The sequence below is a fragment of the Myxococcus sp. CA051A genome, from assembly GCF_013336705.1.
Classification (GTDB): Bacteria; Myxococcota; Myxococcia; order Myxococcales; family Myxococcaceae; genus Myxococcus; species Myxococcus llanfairpwllgwyngyllgogerychwyrndrobwllllantysiliogogogochensis.
The window spans coordinates 12553-28747 of record NZ_JABUMS010000018.1 but is presented as its reverse complement, the minus strand read 5'-3'; the positions used below and the strand labels follow the sequence as shown (position 1 = coordinate 28747).

Here is a 16195-nt window from a genome sequence, read left to right as displayed (position 1 = left end):
ACCGCGCCCCTCCTCGGAGCGGCGCGGCCATCAGCCATTCACGACGCCTGCATGCTATGGCGCGGTGACCGGCGGCTTCTCGGGGAGAGCGCTCTCCTTGGTTTCACAGGTCTGACTGACGGCCAGGGTTCCGCCCATCTGCAAGGTGACGGACTCCGTGCGCTTCCAGTAGCCGTTCGCAGGATCGTACACGCTTCCCTTGAGCTCCTGGTCATACCAGCGCTCGGCCGTGGTCTTGTAGGTCGTGCCAGGGGGCAGTTGCCCCAGCTGCACCCACAGCGTCGCGTCGAAGATGCAGTAGGGGGGCACATTCAACTCAACCGTGACCACGAGCGTCGTTTTTTGCGTCTTGGTCAACGACGATTCATCAGTATGCGAATAGACAAAGCCGACGCTGAGTGTCCACTCCTTGGTCACCTCATTCGTTCCCTGGGTCTTCTTGGCCGAGAGCGAATAGCTCAACTGCATGCCCGCCGTGTACTGGTTGGTGGCCGTCACCGTTGTCGTCTGCTCGTCCGTGACGTCGACCGAGAGGGTCTGCTTCTGGACCGCGGAGGAGTCGTTTGGCCAATGCAGACTGTCCGACACCCTCTTCCCGACGGAGTCGGGGACCACGATGTCCACCGGTTTGACGAACGACTGCTTCGGGAGGAGGTTGTTCCAGGAGAAACTGGAGACGGCGTCGTTGAATCCGACCTCCTTGAGATTGCTCACCTCCGAGAAGCTGCCCCACGCCTTGATGTTCCCATAGGCCGCCCCCGAGCCGTCGTTGTTGTTGAACAACGAGGCCATCTGGGCGTCCACCAGCGCGGGCCAGCGCACGGAACTCGCGCGATCCTTGATGTACCAGCCATCCAGGGCGTAGGTCTTTCCCGCGCCCCACTCCGAGAGGAACAGGACGGTGCGGTTCCCCGCGAAGGCGGCGGATTCGTAGAGTTCGATGGCGCCGGCGCTCAGGTCGGGCGTGTGCCAGAAGAACGCCGAAATGCAATCGTTCAGGTTGATCTTCGTGAGATCCACGGCCTCGGTCTGGCCTGTTCCCACGAGGTCGACCACCCTGCCGCAGTTGATGAGGTCATAGACATTGCCGTTGGCCGGGGCGACGTAGTTATCCGTCAGGGTCATGACGGTGCCTACCGGCAGATTGAACGCAATCCAGGTCGCTTCGTCGTGAAGGCTCGACCCGGCGATGGAATGGCGTGTGTCTTTGAGGTAATCACGGGTATTGACTGAGTAGGGCGAGCCCACCCAACCCGCGTCTTTGTAGAGCGTGACGGTACCGGAAGGTTGAGCCGGGGGCGGGGCAGCCGGAGCGGGCAGCTTCGAAACCACTGACATTTGGGACGATCCTTTGATGAGCCTTTGATGGCCTCGAGGCAGTGCGAGAAAAAGCACACTGTTCACTCCCAGTCAATTGCTCACTGGTGTCAATGGTTGCCCGCACTCTCGCCCGCACCTTGACAGCCATTCCGTCACTCAATCGTGGAGTTCGTGACGGCGATCGGCGTATCCGAGTGATTCGATATCTGGGGATACGTCACGTACCATGAGCCACCCCGGTTGTTCTGGATGACCGAGCGGTCGATGCGGATGTCGCCTGAATGGTCATTGCTGACAAAGAAGATGGCGCTTCCATGCGCGTTGACTTCGTTGTGCTCGATTCGCGTGCCACACAGGGACAGCGTCATCCTGTCGCCGTCGTTGTAGATGGCGCCGCCGCTGCCCCCTCCCGGGGTGCCTGGAGTGGCGGGATTCGCGCCGTTGCCGATGGCCCGGTTGTGGGAGAAGAGGCTGTTGATGACCGTCCACGACACACCGATGCTGCTGATGCCACCACCGTTGGAGCAGACTCCGCCGAAGCCCTGCTTGCCGCCGAAGGTCGTGTTCACCACGTAGACGGGCCGCCCTTCGTACTGGCTGAACACCCGGAGCGCGCCACCTCCAACGTCGGGCCCGACATCCGCGCACGCGTTGTTGAAGAAGCGGGAGTTGATGACCTTCACCCGCCCACCGCGCCCCCAGACCGCCCCGCCTCCGTCGAACTCCGACTCACTCTTGGAGCTGGCGTCCACGAACGTGAGGTTCTGGAGCGTCAGCCGTGGGTGGTCCTGGTTCTGGCAGTGAGAGGTCGTCCACACCTGCTTCTGGTCACAGGTGTTCATGTACAGGATGCGGTGCCTGCCCGCTCCGCTGAGCGTCACCAGCCCCTTGCCGTCGATGACGATCTCCGGCCCCTTGTCGTTGAAGACCTTCGCCGTCCTGTCGAGCGTGATCGTCACCGGCTCCGGGCCACAGTCGAAGGTGATGACCCCGCCCCGGGCCACGGCCTCGACAAAGGCGGCACTGGTACAGCTCGCGGGCGTTCCCGTGCCGACAACGGTGGTCGGCCTGGAGCTGTCAGCGAGCCCCGCTTCCGCGGGTACGGTGCAGGTGGCCTCCGCGTTCGGATTGCCGGCGGGCGGGCCATCCTTGGGGTTGGTCAGCGGGTTGGGCACGTCCACGCCCGGCGCATCCTCGCTCGAACAGCCCGCCACGCTGGCGAGCGCGAAGCCCGTGGCCAGCGAGAACACGGCGCTCACGGCCGACCGGTGAAGTCTCTTCAGGTGCATCGTTCCTCCAGGAGGGAGGCAGTGTAGAGCGACGACGCACCCGAGACGAGCGGGCCCGGCCCCGCGTGGCTCAGGGGTGGTGCCGACTCTGACCGAGGAAGCGGACCACTTCCGTGTGGAACCACTTCGCCGAGTCCAACATCAGCCAGTGACTGGCGTGCGGCGCCACGGTGCGTGACAGGTCGGCCCGCTGGCCCACCAGCGTCTCCGGCCCCGTGGCCGCCACCAGCGCGTGGGTGGGGCCCTTGAACTGCTCGAACGCCGCGTCCGGGTCATGCGCGAGCAGCGACTCCAGGTTCCCGGCGATGGCCTCGCGACGCGAGGTGCGCATCGTCTTCATCACCAACACGCGCGTGGAGTCCTTCGCGGCGAGGAGCTGGGGCGTGAGCCAGTGCTCGTGGAAGGCGCCGTACTTCGCGGCGCTGAAGTTGTCGAGCCAGGCCTCCGCCTCGGGCTTCGGCATGCGGCGCAGGTCTCCCGGCGCTTCGACATAGAGGAGCCCGGCCAGCCGCTCGGGGTAGTACGCGGCGAAGGCACCGGCCACCGCGGCTCCGAAGCCATGCCCCACCAGGACGAACTTCTCGGGGGACAGCGCGTCGGCGACCGCGACGACGTCCTCCACCGCCGCCTCCACGCCAAAGGGACCGTGGGAGCCGCTGCTCTCGCCCAGCCCGCGAAGGTCGAAGGCCACGCTGCGCGTCGCGAGCCCCGCTTGCGTCTCCGCCCAGTGAGACCGGTCCCCGGCGATGTCGTGCACGAAGATGGCGGGGATGCCGCCGTCGCCCTCGACTGTCGCCATCAACCGACCCGCGGGGCCGTTGACGGACACCATCCTGGCTTCCTTGTGCTTCATTGGCCTGACTCCCGGCCCCTGGTACGGGCGCTGCCCGTCCACCCACCGCGCCATCCGTGGCGCCGGGGCCATCACCCACCAAGTCTGCCCTACTTCCCTCCGGGACGCCCCATGCCCGCGCCCGCACTTGTCCACCACTGCATTTCCAGCGGAGCGACAGGCACGAGCAAGGACTGCCTTTGACACGGCAGGACTTGCCGGCCGGCGTTGCGCTCACGTGCCCCTGATTCCTCGCGCTTCCCTCTGAGAGCACGTGCGGCACGGCCATTGCTCATGGACCGGGAGCACGCCGACACGGTCCGCATGCGGTTTCGCGGCGCGCACTTGCATCCCACCCACAACAACATGAGCGGCGCCAGGCGCGTTGCTCGGGAGAAGTCCCATGAAGCGTATCGTCCCTGGAGTCATGATGATGGTCCTCGCCGCCGGCTGCGGCATCGAGGACGCCGCCACCACCACCGAGAAGACGGAGACGCCCGCGTCGGTGCTGGCGCGCGTGGAGCGCGACAACGGCAACGTGGTCGAGTTCCTCGAGCTGGCGGACGGCGAGGTGATGGTCATGGAGGCCGGCGTCTACCCGAACCCCCCGGCGGCCATCGACGGCATTGGCCCCGCCGCGGCGTGGAGCAAGCTGACCGGCCGCAGCGACGTGCCCCAGGCGCTCGGCATCGCCCAGCAGCGCTACGAGCTGATGCGCACGTCCCCCCGCGACGCCGAGGGTGCGACCGAGCGCGGTGAGTCGATCTTCAAGGACGGCCTGGCCGCCGGAAGCACGAGCGCCGCGGCCTACGGCCCGTGCGACATCACCTGGTTCCAGGACAACTTCTGCAACGCGGCCTACGACTGGAAGATGTGCCTGACCAACTGGGGCGGTGGCGCCTACGCCCAGCGCGGCGGAGTGGACTACCACAAGACCGCCGTGTGCCCGACCTCCGGCAACGTGACGCTCAACATCAGGGACCAGGTCATCCGCAACGTCGGCGCGGGCGGCTACCTCTGGTACTACCGCAGCGGCACCAACTTCGACTTCCGCGCGGACGTGGACAACGCGTCCGGTGACACGTTCCACTTCGCGGTCAACCTCAACTACTGAGCCCTGTCCGCTCCTGGCCTCGCGGCTCCGGGTTCATCCCGGCCGCGAGGCCGGTGTCGTTTCCGGAGTCGAAGGCCGAGCCGCCGCGCGGTTCAGCCCGCCGTGGCGAGGCCCTGGACGGCGCGCACCACCATGCGAACGTGGTGCTCCACGCGCAGTTCGTGGTGGAAGATGCCTCGGATGATGCCCCGCGCATCGATGACGAAGGTCACCCGCTGCACGCGCTTGAGCAGCGGCCACACCACGTCGTAGCCGCGCGCGATGCCCGCGCTCGGGTCGCCCACCATCGGATACTCGGCGCCCGTCGCCGCGGCGAAGTCGCACTGAACCTGGTGCGTGTCCGTGGACACGCCCACCACCTCGGCGCCAAGAGCCCGCAGCTGCGGAAGCGCCTCGCCAAAATGCTTCGCCTCCTGGGTACACACGGGCGTGAAGGCGGCCGGAAAGAAGAAGAGCACCACGGGGCGCCCTCGCAGCGCGGAGAGGCGCAGGCGCTGCCCCTGAGTGGTGAGGGCTTCGAAGTCGGGAGCCGGGGCGTCGAGGGTGACCATGGGCGCGGGGACGGACCATAGGTGCTCGGCAGGCAAGGGGTCACGAATGAACCAGGATTCCGGGCCCGTTTCACTCGCCGCCCCGGTTCTCCTTGCAAGTAGATTCTTTGCAGTCCAAAGACTGAGGGATGGCATGGGATCCTCGAGTGTTGAACCCCGACCCGAACGGGCGGGACCCCGCGGACGTCCTGCGTGAGCTGCAGAAGAGGCTGAGTCGCGGCCTCGGACGTCGGCTCCTGCTGGGCTCGATTGCGCTCGTCACGTTGGTGGGCCTGCTCACCAGCTACGCGCAGGTGGAGCCGGACGAGGTTGGCGTCATCCTCCGGCTCGGCCGCTTCGTGGGCACGGTGGAGCCGGGTCCCCACTTCCGGCTGCCGTTCTGGGTGGATCGCATCGTCAAGGTTCCGGTGCAGCGGCAGCTCAAGGCGGAGTTCGGCTTCCGCACCGAGTCCGTCAACTCGCGCGCCACGTCGTATTCGGCGAGCACGTCGGACCTGAAGCGCGAGTCCCTGATGCTCACCGGTGACCTCAACGTCGCCGTGGTCGAGTGGATCGTCCAGTACAAGATCAAGGACCCGTACAAGTACCTCTTCAAGGTGAAGAACGTGGAGGGGATGCTCCGCGATATCTCCGAGGCGTCGATGCGCGCGGTGGTCGGCGACCACTCCGTCAACGAGGTCCTCACCACGGGCCGCCAGACGGTGGCCACCCAGTCCAAGCTGCTGCTCCAGGACCTGGCGGACCGCTACGAGACGGGCGTGGACATCCAGCAGGTCGTCCTCCAGGACGTGAACCCGCCCGACCCCGTCAAGCCGTCCTTCAACGAGGTCAACCAGGCCATCCAGGAGAAGGAGCGCGCCATCAACGAGGCCTACGCCGAGCGCAACCGCGCCATCCCCCGCGCCAAGGGCGAGGCCGAGGAGGCGCTGCGCTCCGCGGAGGGCTACGCGATTGAACGCGTCAACCGCGCCAAGGGCGAGGCCGAGCGCTTCACCCGCGTCTACGAGGAGTACCGCAAGGCGCCAGAGGTCACCCGTCGCCGGATGTACCTGGAGACGGTGAGCCAGGTGCTCCAGGGCGCCGGGCAGAAGGTGGTCATGGATGAGAACCTCAAGGGCTTCACGCCCCTCTTGCGGATGGACGGGGCGGACTCCGTCTCCGCGGGTGCAGCGCAGCTGAAGGAGGCCCAGCAATGAGCCGCGTCGCACTGATTCTCGTCGTCGTCGCCGCGCTCGCCGTCGTGCTGGGCTTCTCCAGCACGTACACGTTGAGCGAGCACGAGCAGGCCGTCATCACCCGCTTCGGCCAGCCCCGGGGCCAGTCCATCACCGAGCCGGGACTGCATTTCAAGCAGCCCTTCGTCGACACGGTGAACCGCTTCGACAAGCGCTGGCTGGACTGGCGCGGGGACCCGAACCAGATCCCCACCAAGGACAAGAAGTACATCTGGGTGGACACCTTCGGCCGCTGGCGCATCGTGGACCCGCTGCGCTTCTTCCAGCGCCTGCGCGACGAGCGCAATGCCCAGTCCCGGCTCGACGACATCATCGACGGCGAGACGCGCAACACCATCGCCTCGTTCGCGCTGATTGAGGCGGTGCGCTCCACCAACCGGCCGTTCGAGGACGACGAGTACACCACCGAGGCCGAGCGCGGAGAGTCGCTGGAGCAGGTCTCCCAGGGACGCGACAAGCTCACCCGGCAGATTCGCGACCGCGCCGCGGAGATCGTCAAGGAGTTCGGCGTGGAGCTGGTGGACGTGCAGATCCGCCGCATCAACTACGTCGACGAGGTCCAGGTGAAGGTGTTCGAGCGCATGATCTCCGAGCGGCGCCGCACCGCCGAGCGCTCGCGCTCCGAGGGCATGGGCCGCGCGGCCGAAGTGCGCGGACAGCGGGAGCGGGACTTGAAGGAGATCCGCTCGGAGGCGTACCGCAAGGCGCAGGAGATCACCGGCACCGCCGACGCCGAGGCGACGAAGATCTACGCGGACGCCTTCGGGAGGGACCCGGAGTTCTACCAGTTCATGCGCACCCTGGAGGCCTACCCCCAGGTCGTGGACCGCTCCACGTCCCTCTTCCTGGGCAGCGACTCCGAGTTCTATCGCTACCTGCGCAGCAGCGCGAAGAAGTAGGGGCAAGGCTCCGCCCCGGGTTCGGGCCGCGCTTCACGCTGGAAACGACAGCGTGAAGCGTGCGCCCCCCAGCGCCGAGCCCAGGGCACGGACGCTCCCTCCATGCACCTCCGCGATGCGGTGCACGATGGCGAGCCCGAGCCCGAAGCCGTGGCGCTCGTCGTCGAGTCGATGGAACGGCTCGAAGATCCGCTCCCGCTCCGCGAGCGGAATCCCAGGCCCGTCGTCGTCGACATGGATGTGAATCGCGCGCCCTTCCCGGCTCAGGCTGACCTGGACCCGGGAGTTCGCATGGCGCAGGGCATTGAGAATCAGGTTCGACGTCGCGCGCTCGATGAGCCGGGCCTCGACACGAACGACGAGCGGCTCCTCGTCCGGCCCCGGGGCGGCCAGCACCGCCTTGTGTGGCAGCAGGGTCAGGGTCTCGCAGAGCGCGGCGAGGACAGGACGCACATCCACCCGGGCCTCCTTGCGCGCGCCGTGCGCCTTCAGGCGCGCATAGGTCAGCAGCTCGTCGATGAGCGCATCGAGCTCCGACAGGCTGCGCTCCACCCGGTCGAAGGCCTGTTCCCGCGCGTCGGGCTCTGACGCTTCTCTCGCGAGCGCGAGGCTGAAGTGCAGCCGCTGGCTCGGGGCCCGAAGCTCGTGGGAGGTGTTGTGGAGGAGCTCGTCTCGCAAGGTGATGGAGCGCTGGAGCTCCGCGCCCATGTGGTTCACCGCCGCCGAGAGGGCGCCGATGACGTCCCGTGAGCCGACCTGGGCTCGCGCGCCGAGCTCTCCCCTGCCGAGCGCCTCGGCGGTTCGCCGCAGGTCCAGGAGCTGACGGCGCACGGGGCGAAGGAGCGCGAAGATGCCCAGGGAGAGCCCGCCCACGAACAACAGGAGGAGCGCGCCGCCTCGCGCACCGCCCAGCGGGAACATGAGCGGCAGCGGCCCCACCTGGAGGACGTGGTTCGTCCCTTCGATGCGCGCATAGAGCATCGACGCGAACACCGGCCCCTCCCGGATGACCTGCCCGCGCGCGAGCCGCTCGGCTCCCTCGGCGTCGAGCGGGGTCCGTGCCTGGGGGATGAGCGCGACTGGCACGCCGAAGCGCTTGGAGGCCTCCTCGGCGGGACCTCCGAAGTCGCCGTGCTCGCGGTAGCGCGCCTCGAACAGCTCGGCCATCAGCCCGACGGGCACCGCCAGGGAGACTTCGAGGTTCCGCGCGAGCTGCGCGTTGATCCTCGGAATCACGAACGCCCTGGCGGCGAGTCCGGCGATGAGCACGCCCGCGAAGATGTGGAGATAGACGCGAAGGAAGAGTCGGTCCACGGGTCAGCTCACGGTGAAGAGGTAGCCGACCCCACGGACCGTCTTGATGACGTCCGCCTCGCCGGAGGCTTCGCGCAGCTTGTGACGCAGACGCGAGACGCGGAGATCCACGGAGCGGTCGATGTCATCCTGCTCCACGCCCCGAAGCCGCTGGTACATGAGCTGCCGGCTCACGACCTGCCCCGCATGCGTCATCAGCAGGAACAGCACGTCCAGTTCGCCCGAGGTCAGGTCGAGCGCCGCCCCCCGCAGATGGGCCGTTCTGCGAGCCGGGTCGACCGTGAGTTCGCCGACGCGAACGGGGCCAGGCTCCGTCGCGGGCGCCGTGCTCGTGCGGCGCAAGAGCGCCCGCAGCCGCGCCAGGAGCACGCGGGGGCTGACTGGCTTCGGCAGGTAGTCGTCGGCGCCGCTCTCCAGCCCCACGACTTCGTCCACCTCGGCGCCCCTCCCTGTCAGCATGAGGATGGGGCCTGGATAGGCCCCCCGAAGCTCCCGGCAGACGGTGAAGCCATCCTTGCCTGGGAGCATCACATCGAGCACCACCAGGTCGGGCCGCGCGGCGAGAATCCGTGGCACCGCCCGGTCACCGCTGACCTCACACTCCGCGGTGAAGCCATGCATCCGCAGGTAGTCGGCGACCATCGCCGTGAGCTGCGTATCGTCATCCACGATGAAGACACGCGGGGTCGACGTCTGACTTTTCAGTTCCATGAGAGTGCCCGTGCCAGGAATGCGTCCCCTGAAGCATACCCCTTCCGTTGCATCCGTTGGCGAGCGAGCCGCTTCGTCTCTCATTGTATCGCTTCGTATCAGTGGGCGGGCTGCCTCATGGCGTATGTCATCGTTCAGCGCACCCACAGGAGGATGCCGTGTCTGAGAAAGCCAGCCTTGAGTCCCCACGAATCGGTCCCATGAAGCCCCTCCCCGCTCCGGAGCTCATCCCCACCACCGACACACTCATCTATGGAGAGACCCTTTATCTTCAAGTGGGCGGCGCGAAGGACCGGTGGCTCACCGGCGGCCGGAGCGACGGCAACAAGCGGGTGTACACCCGCGATGGCGAGGGCGGCGACCTGGAGTCCAGCTACCGGTGGACCCTGATGAAGACCCGCGACACCGTGGGCAGCGGCCCCCTGCGCTACGGCGACATCGTCTATCTCAAGGTGGGCGGCGACAAGCCCCGCTGGCTGACGGGAGGACGCAGCGAGGGCCAGAGAGAGGTCTCCTCGCTCGACGGTGAGGGCGGCGACAAGGAGTCGAGCTACCAGTGGACGGTGATGCAGAGTCGCACGGCGGTGGGCAGCGGCGAGGTCAAACGAGGCCGGGCGGTCTACTTGAAGGTGGGCGGCGCGAAGGACCGGTGGCTCACCGGCGGCCGGAGCGACGACAACATCCAGGTGCTCACCCTGGACGGAGAGGGAGGCAAGACCGAGGAGACCTACCAGTGGACCTCCTCCCCGGTGAACTACTCGCGCGTGTTCGCCGTCTTCGCCGAGGACTCGCCAGACACGAAGACGCTGGAGCCCGGAATGAACACCCGGGTGTTCACCCGCGTGGAGTCGTGTTCGCCCGAGCGCTCCATCCGGCTGGACCTGGGGACCGGGGTCATCACGGTTCCCCCGGGGACGTACGACATCTCCGGCTACTCGAGCGTCGTCTACCTCACCGGACAGGAGGAGGACGGAATGGTGACGAACAAGTCACCCACCGCGAACGGTGGGTACTGCCGGCTGCGCCTCGCTGGGGGCGACTCGGAGACCATCCCGAATGACGACCCCCGGGTGCTCGTCGTCGGCAGCATCTGCACGGCCAACGCGATTCCCAGCATGGTGCGCGCCTGGTTCTCCACCACCGTGGAGGCCCGGCTCATCCTGGAGCACCAGAGTGGAGAATCCGCGGAGCGAATCGTCCAGAGGCACAAGTCGACGACCGCGCAGGGCGTCAGCTCCACCTGGCACTACTTCGCGCGACTCAGCGTCACCCGCGTATAGGCGGGGCGACACATCTCACGGCGGCGATTGACGGGCGCGGGGCCAAAGTAAGAGGCTCTGCGCCCATATGAGCCAGAACCTCTACGACATCCCGCTGAAGTCCATCGACGGCGCCGCCCTGACGCTGGGCCAGTTCAAGGGCAAGGTGCTGTTGGTGGTGAACGTCGCCTCCAAGTGCGGCCTCACCCCGCAGTACGAGGGCCTGGAGAAGCTCTACGAGAACAAGCACGCCCAGGGGCTGGAGGTGCTCGGCTTTCCCGCGAACAACTTCCTGGGCCAGGAGCCGGGCACCGAGGCGGAGATCAAGGACTTCTGCGACCTGACCTACGCCGTGAAGTTCCCCCTGTTCTCGAAGATCTCCGTCGTGGGCGAGAACAAGCACCCGCTGTACCGCGAGCTGACGAGCGCGGTCCCCGACGCGACGGGCGAAGGGCCGATGCGCCAGAAGCTCAAGGGCTACGGCATCGACGCGAATCCGATTCCGGAAGTGCAGTGGAACTTCGAGAAGTTCCTCATTGGCCGCGATGGTCGCGTCGCCGCGCGCTTCGCCCCGGACGTGACGGCGGAGGACCCGCGCCTGGTCCAGGCCATCGACGCGGCGCTCGCCAGGCCGGCCTGAAGACCGTGAGCCGCGCCGGGCTTCCTGGAGACGGGAAGCCCGGTACCGGCGACTCCGCTGGCTACACCGGCCGGCGGAAGCTGTCCGCGAGGTCCGCCGGGAGCTGGGAGGCCACCGCGGACACCTCGTCCTCCGGGATGCGGTCTCTCACCGCGGTGAACACCACCTTCATCACCCGGTCCGCCTGGTCCACCGGAATCTTCAGGTGGTCCGCCACGTCGGAGATGAACTCGTCGCGGTGCATGCGTCGCGCATGCGACGGGCCCCGGAGGATGGTGCACTCCCCGACGATGTCGCCGATGTCGGGGCCCAGCGCGCGCATCAGCTTCACGTCCTCGCCGTCGGACAGGCGGCGCGCCAGCGTGCAGAGCACCGCGTGCGCCGCGTCTCGCGCGTCCACCTTGTTGACGCTGACCTCGCGGCTGTTGCCGATTTCGTCGAGGAACGCCTGGAGGTCCAGCGACTCGTCGCGCTCCTTCACCGGGGTGATGGAGGGAGGAAGCTCGGTCTCGTGCGCCATGGGGTCATCTCCTTGCTCGCCGTGGACTCGCCTGCCCATCCACCGACGTACCCTTGACGATGTCCACGGTGCGCGCGTGCTTCAGCCAGACGCCGTGACGGCGCCTGCCCCCTCGCCAGCGCCTGGGTGAAAGAGGCTCGCGGCGTGAAACCGCGAGCCCCTGACCTCAGCCGTGCGCCGCCGGGCGAGGCTCCTCGCCCCCGGGCCGCGCCTGTGCCGTGGGACCGCCGACCTCGTCATCCGGACGCTTGCCCCGCCACGTGGCCAGCCGCGTCTTCATGCGGTCGGCGACCACGTAGAAGGCCGGCACCACGACGAGGCTGAGCACCGTGGAGACGGAGAGGCCACCCAGCACGGCGATGGACATGGGCGCGCGCGTCTCGCTGCCCGCTCCCAGCGCCAGCGCCGCCGGCACCGCCGCCATCATCGTCGCCGTGGACGTCATGAGAATCGGCCGCAGACGCACGGGGCCGGCGCGCAGCATCGACTCCACCGCGTCCAACCCCAGCTCCCGCTGCTGGAGCGCGTAGTCCACCAGGATGATGGAGTTCTTCTTCACGATGCCCATCAGCAGCAACAAGCCAATCATGCTGAAGATGTTCAGCGTGCTGCCCGTGCCCAGCAGCGCGAAGGACGCGCCGGCCACCGACAGTGGGAGAATCGTGAGCACCGTGACGGGGTGCAGGAACGAGTTGAACTGCGCTCCCAGCACCATGTACGCGACGCCAATCCCCAGGAAGAGCGCGAAGAACAGGCTGCTCATCGAGTCGCGGAACGCCACGCTCGCGCCGCCCGGCACCACGCGCACGCCTCCAGGCAGGTCCTTCGCGAGCCGCTCCACCGTGGCCAGCGCCTCTTCCTGACTGGAGCCCGGCGCCACGTTGGCGAAGATGCTGATGGCGCGCTCTCGGTCCCTGCGGGTGATGGCCTGCAGCGCCGGCCGCTCCTCCTGCGTCACCAGCGACGACAGGGGGACGAGCGCACCACTCGCCGTGCGCACCTTGAGCATCGCCAGGTCTTCCGGCCTGGAGCGCTGCCCGGCCAACAGGCGCATGCGCACGTCGATGCGCCGACCTCCGGTGCTGTACTTGCCCACGCGAACGCCGCCGACCAGCGCGTTGATGGTCGTCGCCACCGCTTGAATCGGCACGCCCAGGTCCGCCGCGCGCGCCCGGTCCGGGGTGATGCGCAGCTCCGGCATGCCCAACTGGTAGTCGGTGTCCACGTCCACCACCTTGCCGCTCGCCTGGACCTTCTCGCGCATCTCCTGGCTCGCCTTGACCAGCTGGTCCCAGTCCGAGCCGCGCACGCTGAACTCCACCGGGAACCCGCGCTGCGCGGTGAAGCCCGCCTGCGACAGGTCCTGCACCACCGCGCGCAGACCCGGGTAGCTGTTGAGTTCCTTGCGGAGGATCTGCTGGAACTCCGCCTGCGGCATGCGCTCGTCGGGTGGCTTCAGCGTCAGCATCATGAAGCCTCCGTTCGCGCTGGTGTTGCCACCGCCTCCGCCCACCACCGCGAAGACGCTGAGCACCTCCGGGCGCGACGAGGCGAAGGCCTCCGCCCGCTGGAAGATTTTATTCGACTCCTCCAGGCTGCTGCCCACCGCCGTCTGCAGGCGGACCATCAACCGGCTCTGGTCCTGCGACGGGACGAACTCGCCCGGCAGCGCGCGGAACGCGAACACGCTGGCGGCCAGAATCACCACCGCCCCGCCCAGCACCCGCCAGGGCCGCTTCAGCCCCCAGCCCAGCACCCGCCCATACGCGTGCTCCAGCTTGCTGAAGCCCTTGTCCACCCACACGCCCATCTTGCTGCGCCCCTCGCGGGACGTCTTCAAGAGCTGCGCGCAGCGCGCCGGCGCCAGGGTGATGGCCTCCACGTACGACAGCAGCACCGCCACGCAGAGCGTGACGCCGAACTGGAGGAAGAACCGGCCGATGATGCCCTTCATGAACACGACGGGCAGGAAGATGGCGATGACGGCCATCGTCGCCGCCAGCGCGGCGAAGGTGATCTCCGCGGTGCCCTCGCGCGCGGCGCGCACCCGGTCCTTCCCTTCCTCCGCGTGCCGGAAGATGTTCTCCAGCACCATGATGGCGTCGTCCACGACGATGCCTACCGCCAATGCCAGACCCAGCAGCGTGAAGGTGTTGAGCGTGAAGCCCAGGAAGTAGATGACGGCCACCGTCCCCAACAGCGACATGGGAATGGCCAGCACCACGTTCATCGTGCTCGACAGCGAGCCCAGGAACACCCAGCACACGAACGCGGTGAGGATGCAGGCCAGCAGCAGCTCGAACTCGATTTCGTGGACGCTCTCCTCGATGAACTGCGTCGAGTCGAAGCGCACCGCCACGTCCATCCCCTCCGGGGCCTCCTTCTGGATGCGCGCCAGTTCCGCGCGCACGCCCTGCGCCACCGACACCGCGTTGGCCCCGCGCTGCTTCTTGATGCCCAGGCCCTGCGCGGGGATGCCATTCACCCGCGCCATGCGCCGGATGTCCTCGAAGCCGTCCTCCACCAACGCCACGTCGTGCAGGTACACCGGCTGGCCGCCCTGCTCCCGGATGACGATGTTGCGCAGCGTCTCCAGGTCCAGCGCCTCGCCCAGCACGCGCACGTTGACTTCGCGGCCCGACGTCTCGATGCGACCCGCCGGCAGCTCCACGTGCTCCCGCTGGAGCGCGGCGGTGATGTCCATCACCGTAAGGCCGAGCGAGTCCAGCTTGCCGGAGTCCACCCAGATGCGGACGTTGCGCTCCAGCGAGCCGCCAATCTGGACTTCACCCACGCCCGGCACCGTCTGGAGCTTCTCCTTCACGCGGTAGCGCGCGAAGTCACTCACCACCTGCTGCGAGAAGGGCCCGGACACACCCACCTGGATGATGGGCTGGTCCTCCGGGTTCGTCTTGGTGACGATGGGCGGGTCGATGTCCTCGGGGAGCTGGCGCTGCGCCTGGCTCACCTTCGTCTGCACGTCCGCGAGCGCCGTATCGACGTTGCGCGACAGGTCCAGCTCCACCGTGATGTTGGCGCCGCCCTGCCGGGCGTTGGAGGTGATGCTGGTGACGCCTTCCACCTGCGTCACCGCCTCCTCGATGGCCTCGATGACGTCGCTCTCCACCGCTTCCGGGTTGGCGCCCTCCCACGTCACGCTGATGTTGATGGTGGGGAAGTCGACGTCCGGGAACTGGCTGATGCCGATGCGCTGCGACGCCACCACGCCGAAGACGATGGTCGCCGCCATGATCATCCAGGCGAGGACCGGCTTCTTGATGCAGGCTTCCGTCAGGCTCATCGCCCAGCTCCCTCGCCGCCGCCGGCGTCTTCGATGCGAGGCTCGGCCGTCAGCGCGGGCTTCTTCTCCTCGGCCACGCGAACCACCACGCCGTCGCGCAGGGCCTCGCCGCCGCGCACCACCAGTCGCTCCCCCGCCTTGAGGCCCTCACGGACCTCCACCCGGCCGTCCGCCGTGCGCATGCCCAATTCCAGGATGCGCTCGCGGGCCTTGTCACCCTCCACCACGAACGCCATGAAGCCGCGCTCGCTGGCGCGCACCGCCGTCTGCGGCACCACCGGGCTGCCACCGCGCGTCTCCACCGGCACCGCGACGGAGGCGAACACGCCCGGCCGCAACCGGTGCGCGTCCTCGGCGGACACCTCGGCCGTCACCGGCACCATGCGGCTGGCCTCGTCGGCGGCCTCCGCCACGTGGGTGATCTTCGCCATGTACGAGCCGCCCTCCGAGCGCACCGAGAACCGCGCGGGCAGGCCCGGCTTCAGCCGCGACACGTCCGCCTCCGGCACCGTGAAGCGCAAGAGCAGCGGGTCCTTGCGCAGGAGCGTCGCCATCACGATGCCGGGCTGCACGTACTGGCCCGTCTGCACGGTGCGAGTCTGGAGCACGCCGTCCATGGGCGCGCGCACGTATGCGTCGCGCTGGTTGAGCTGGGCCTGGTCCAACGCCGCCCGCGCCGAGGCGACGTCCGCCTCCGCCGTGCGCGCTCGCGCCTGGAAGGTGTCCAACTGCTCGGCGGGCAACAGGCCCGGGCTGGCCTCATTGACGGCGGTGCGACGGGCAGCGCCGGACTGGGCCTCCGCCAGCGAGGCACGCGCCTTGGCGAACGAGGCCTCGGCCGCGCGCACGGCGATGGCGTAGCGCGCGGGCTCGATCTCCGCGAGCACATCGCCCTTCTTCACCGTCTGCCCCTCCATGAAGAGGACGCGCTCCACGGCGCCGGGCACCCGCGCGGTGATCTGCACCCGCTCGAAGGCCTCCACGGAGCCCACCGCGTTGACGACGTACTCGACGTCGCGGGCCTCCACGGGAGCGACCTCGACGGGGAACTGGATGGGCCCACGGCCCCCCGGACCTCCGCCGCCGGGACGACCGCCCGCCTTCCCGGCCGGGGCCGCTTCCGCGCCCTTCGACGCCTCCGCGTCCTTCTTGCATGCACCCATGGCCAGCATGGCCACGGCCAGCGTCAGCGTTCCTGCGCGTCGCATCG

Annotated in this window: 14 protein-coding genes; 5 read left to right on the top strand and 9 right to left on the bottom strand. The window is 68.1% G+C overall.

Annotated elements, in window-relative coordinates; translation table 11 throughout:
* Positions 1-54: 54 nt before the first annotated feature.
* The 3 genes from HUA74_RS36590 to HUA74_RS36580 all read right to left on the bottom strand — a co-directional run bounded on the left by HUA74_RS36590 (position 55) and on the right by HUA74_RS36580 (position 3462).
* The gene (locus HUA74_RS36590) at positions 55-1332 is read right to left on the bottom strand and encodes a hypothetical protein (protein WP_174458288.1); all 1278 of its coding nucleotides are present in this window, start codon (positions 1330-1332) and stop codon (positions 55-57) included.
* A 140-nt stretch (positions 1333-1472) separates the two neighbouring features.
* Positions 1473-2609 (bottom strand): hypothetical protein, encoded by a 1137-nt coding sequence (locus HUA74_RS36585; RefSeq protein WP_174458287.1) that lies wholly within the window; start codon positions 2607-2609, stop codon positions 1473-1475.
* A gap of 70 nt (positions 2610-2679) precedes the next feature.
* Entirely contained in the window at positions 2680-3462 is a 783-nt protein-coding gene (locus tag HUA74_RS36580) for an alpha/beta fold hydrolase (RefSeq protein WP_174458286.1), read from the bottom strand.
* A gap of 382 nt (positions 3463-3844) precedes the next feature.
* On the opposite strand from HUA74_RS36580, the gene HUA74_RS36575 reads away from it, so the two are divergent.
* A complete protein-coding gene (locus HUA74_RS36575; protein ID WP_174458285.1) occupies positions 3845-4555 on the top strand; it encodes a hypothetical protein in 711 nt (236 codons plus the stop codon).
* 92 nt (positions 4556-4647) lie between these two features.
* On the opposite strand, the gene HUA74_RS36570 is transcribed toward HUA74_RS36575, so the two are convergent.
* On the bottom strand, positions 4648-5106 hold the full coding sequence (locus HUA74_RS36570) for a peroxiredoxin family protein (RefSeq protein WP_174458284.1): 459 nt from the start codon (positions 5104-5106) through the stop codon (positions 4648-4650).
* Positions 5107-5234: 128 nt separating this feature from the next.
* Between HUA74_RS36570 and hflK the strand changes: the two genes are divergently transcribed.
* Together hflK and hflC are read left to right on the top strand one after the other, a co-directional pair.
* Positions 5235-6302, top strand: coding sequence for an FtsH protease activity modulator HflK (gene hflK / locus HUA74_RS36565; RefSeq protein WP_141646801.1), 1068 nt, complete (start codon positions 5235-5237; stop codon positions 6300-6302).
* Entirely contained in the window at positions 6299-7240 is a 942-nt protein-coding gene (hflC, locus tag HUA74_RS36560) for a protease modulator HflC (protein WP_141646802.1), read from the top strand. The genes hflK and hflC overlap by 4 nt, the downstream gene beginning before the upstream one ends.
* Positions 7241-7273: 33 nt before the next feature.
* Here the strand turns inward: hflC and HUA74_RS36555 are convergent, their stop codons facing one another.
* Positions 7274-8554 (bottom strand): ATP-binding protein, encoded by a 1281-nt coding sequence (locus tag HUA74_RS36555; RefSeq protein ID WP_174458283.1) that lies wholly within the window; start codon positions 8552-8554, stop codon positions 7274-7276.
* Between the two features lie 3 nt (positions 8555-8557).
* Positions 8558-9265 carry a response regulator gene (locus HUA74_RS36550; RefSeq protein WP_174458282.1) on the bottom strand — a complete coding sequence of 236 codons (708 nt, stop codon included), beginning with the start codon at positions 9263-9265 and terminating at the stop codon, positions 8558-8560.
* Between the two features lie 200 nt (positions 9266-9465).
* On the opposite strand from HUA74_RS36550, the gene HUA74_RS36545 reads away from it, so the two are divergent.
* Both HUA74_RS36545 and HUA74_RS36540 read left to right on the top strand, forming a co-directional pair.
* Complete coding sequence (locus HUA74_RS36545; RefSeq protein ID WP_174458281.1) at positions 9466-10545, top strand: hypothetical protein; 1080 nt, start codon at positions 9466-9468, stop codon at positions 10543-10545.
* Between the two features lie 67 nt (positions 10546-10612).
* On the top strand, positions 10613-11164 hold the full coding sequence (locus HUA74_RS36540; RefSeq protein WP_174458280.1) for a glutathione peroxidase: 552 nt from the start codon (positions 10613-10615) through the stop codon (positions 11162-11164).
* Between the two features lie 61 nt (positions 11165-11225).
* Here HUA74_RS36540 and HUA74_RS36535 read toward each other — a convergent pair whose 3' ends face one another.
* The 3 genes from HUA74_RS36535 to HUA74_RS36525 all read right to left on the bottom strand — a co-directional run bounded on the left by HUA74_RS36535 (position 11226) and on the right by HUA74_RS36525 (position 16193).
* Entirely contained in the window at positions 11226-11684 is a 459-nt protein-coding gene (locus tag HUA74_RS36535; protein ID WP_141646807.1) for a DUF2267 domain-containing protein, read from the bottom strand.
* Positions 11685-11850: 166 nt separating this feature from the next.
* A complete protein-coding gene (locus tag HUA74_RS36530) occupies positions 11851-14985 on the bottom strand; it encodes an efflux RND transporter permease subunit (RefSeq protein ID WP_174458279.1) in 3135 nt (1044 codons plus the stop codon).
* The gene (locus HUA74_RS36525; RefSeq protein WP_174458278.1) at positions 14982-16193 is read right to left on the bottom strand and encodes an efflux RND transporter periplasmic adaptor subunit; all 1212 of its coding nucleotides are present in this window, start codon (positions 16191-16193) and stop codon (positions 14982-14984) included. Before HUA74_RS36525 ends, HUA74_RS36530 begins: the two co-directional genes overlap by 4 nt.
* Between the last annotated feature and the right edge of the window lie 2 nt (positions 16194-16195).

Excerpts from the sequence above, each read along its gene's own strand:
- HUA74_RS36550 (WP_174458282.1), bottom strand. The coding sequence starts at position 9,265 with ATGGAACTGAAAAGTCAGACGTCGACCCCGCGTGTCTTCATCGTGGAT.
- HUA74_RS36575 (WP_174458285.1), top strand. The coding sequence starts at position 3,845 with ATGAAGCGTATCGTCCCTGGAGTCATGATGATGGTCCTCGCCGCCGGC.
- HUA74_RS36530 (WP_174458279.1), bottom strand. The coding sequence starts at position 14,985 with ATGAGCCTGACGGAAGCCTGCATCAAGAAGCCGGTCCTCGCCTGGATG.
- HUA74_RS36525 (WP_174458278.1), bottom strand. The coding sequence starts at position 16,193 with ATGCGACGCGCAGGAACGCTGACGCTGGCCGTGGCCATGCTGGCCATG.
- hflC (WP_141646802.1), top strand. The coding sequence starts at position 6,299 with ATGAGCCGCGTCGCACTGATTCTCGTCGTCGTCGCCGCGCTCGCCGTC.
- HUA74_RS36585 (WP_174458287.1), bottom strand. The coding sequence starts at position 2,609 with ATGCACCTGAAGAGACTTCACCGGTCGGCCGTGAGCGCCGTGTTCTCG.
- HUA74_RS36570 (WP_174458284.1), bottom strand. The coding sequence starts at position 5,106 with ATGGTCACCCTCGACGCCCCGGCTCCCGACTTCGAAGCCCTCACCACT.
- HUA74_RS36535 (WP_141646807.1), bottom strand. The coding sequence starts at position 11,684 with ATGGCGCACGAGACCGAGCTTCCTCCCTCCATCACCCCGGTGAAGGAG.
- hflK (WP_141646801.1), top strand. The coding sequence starts at position 5,235 with ATGGCATGGGATCCTCGAGTGTTGAACCCCGACCCGAACGGGCGGGAC.
- HUA74_RS36545 (WP_174458281.1), top strand. The coding sequence starts at position 9,466 with ATGAAGCCCCTCCCCGCTCCGGAGCTCATCCCCACCACCGACACACTC.
- HUA74_RS36580 (WP_174458286.1), bottom strand. The coding sequence starts at position 3,462 with ATGAAGCACAAGGAAGCCAGGATGGTGTCCGTCAACGGCCCCGCGGGT.
- HUA74_RS36540 (WP_174458280.1), top strand. The coding sequence starts at position 10,613 with ATGAGCCAGAACCTCTACGACATCCCGCTGAAGTCCATCGACGGCGCC.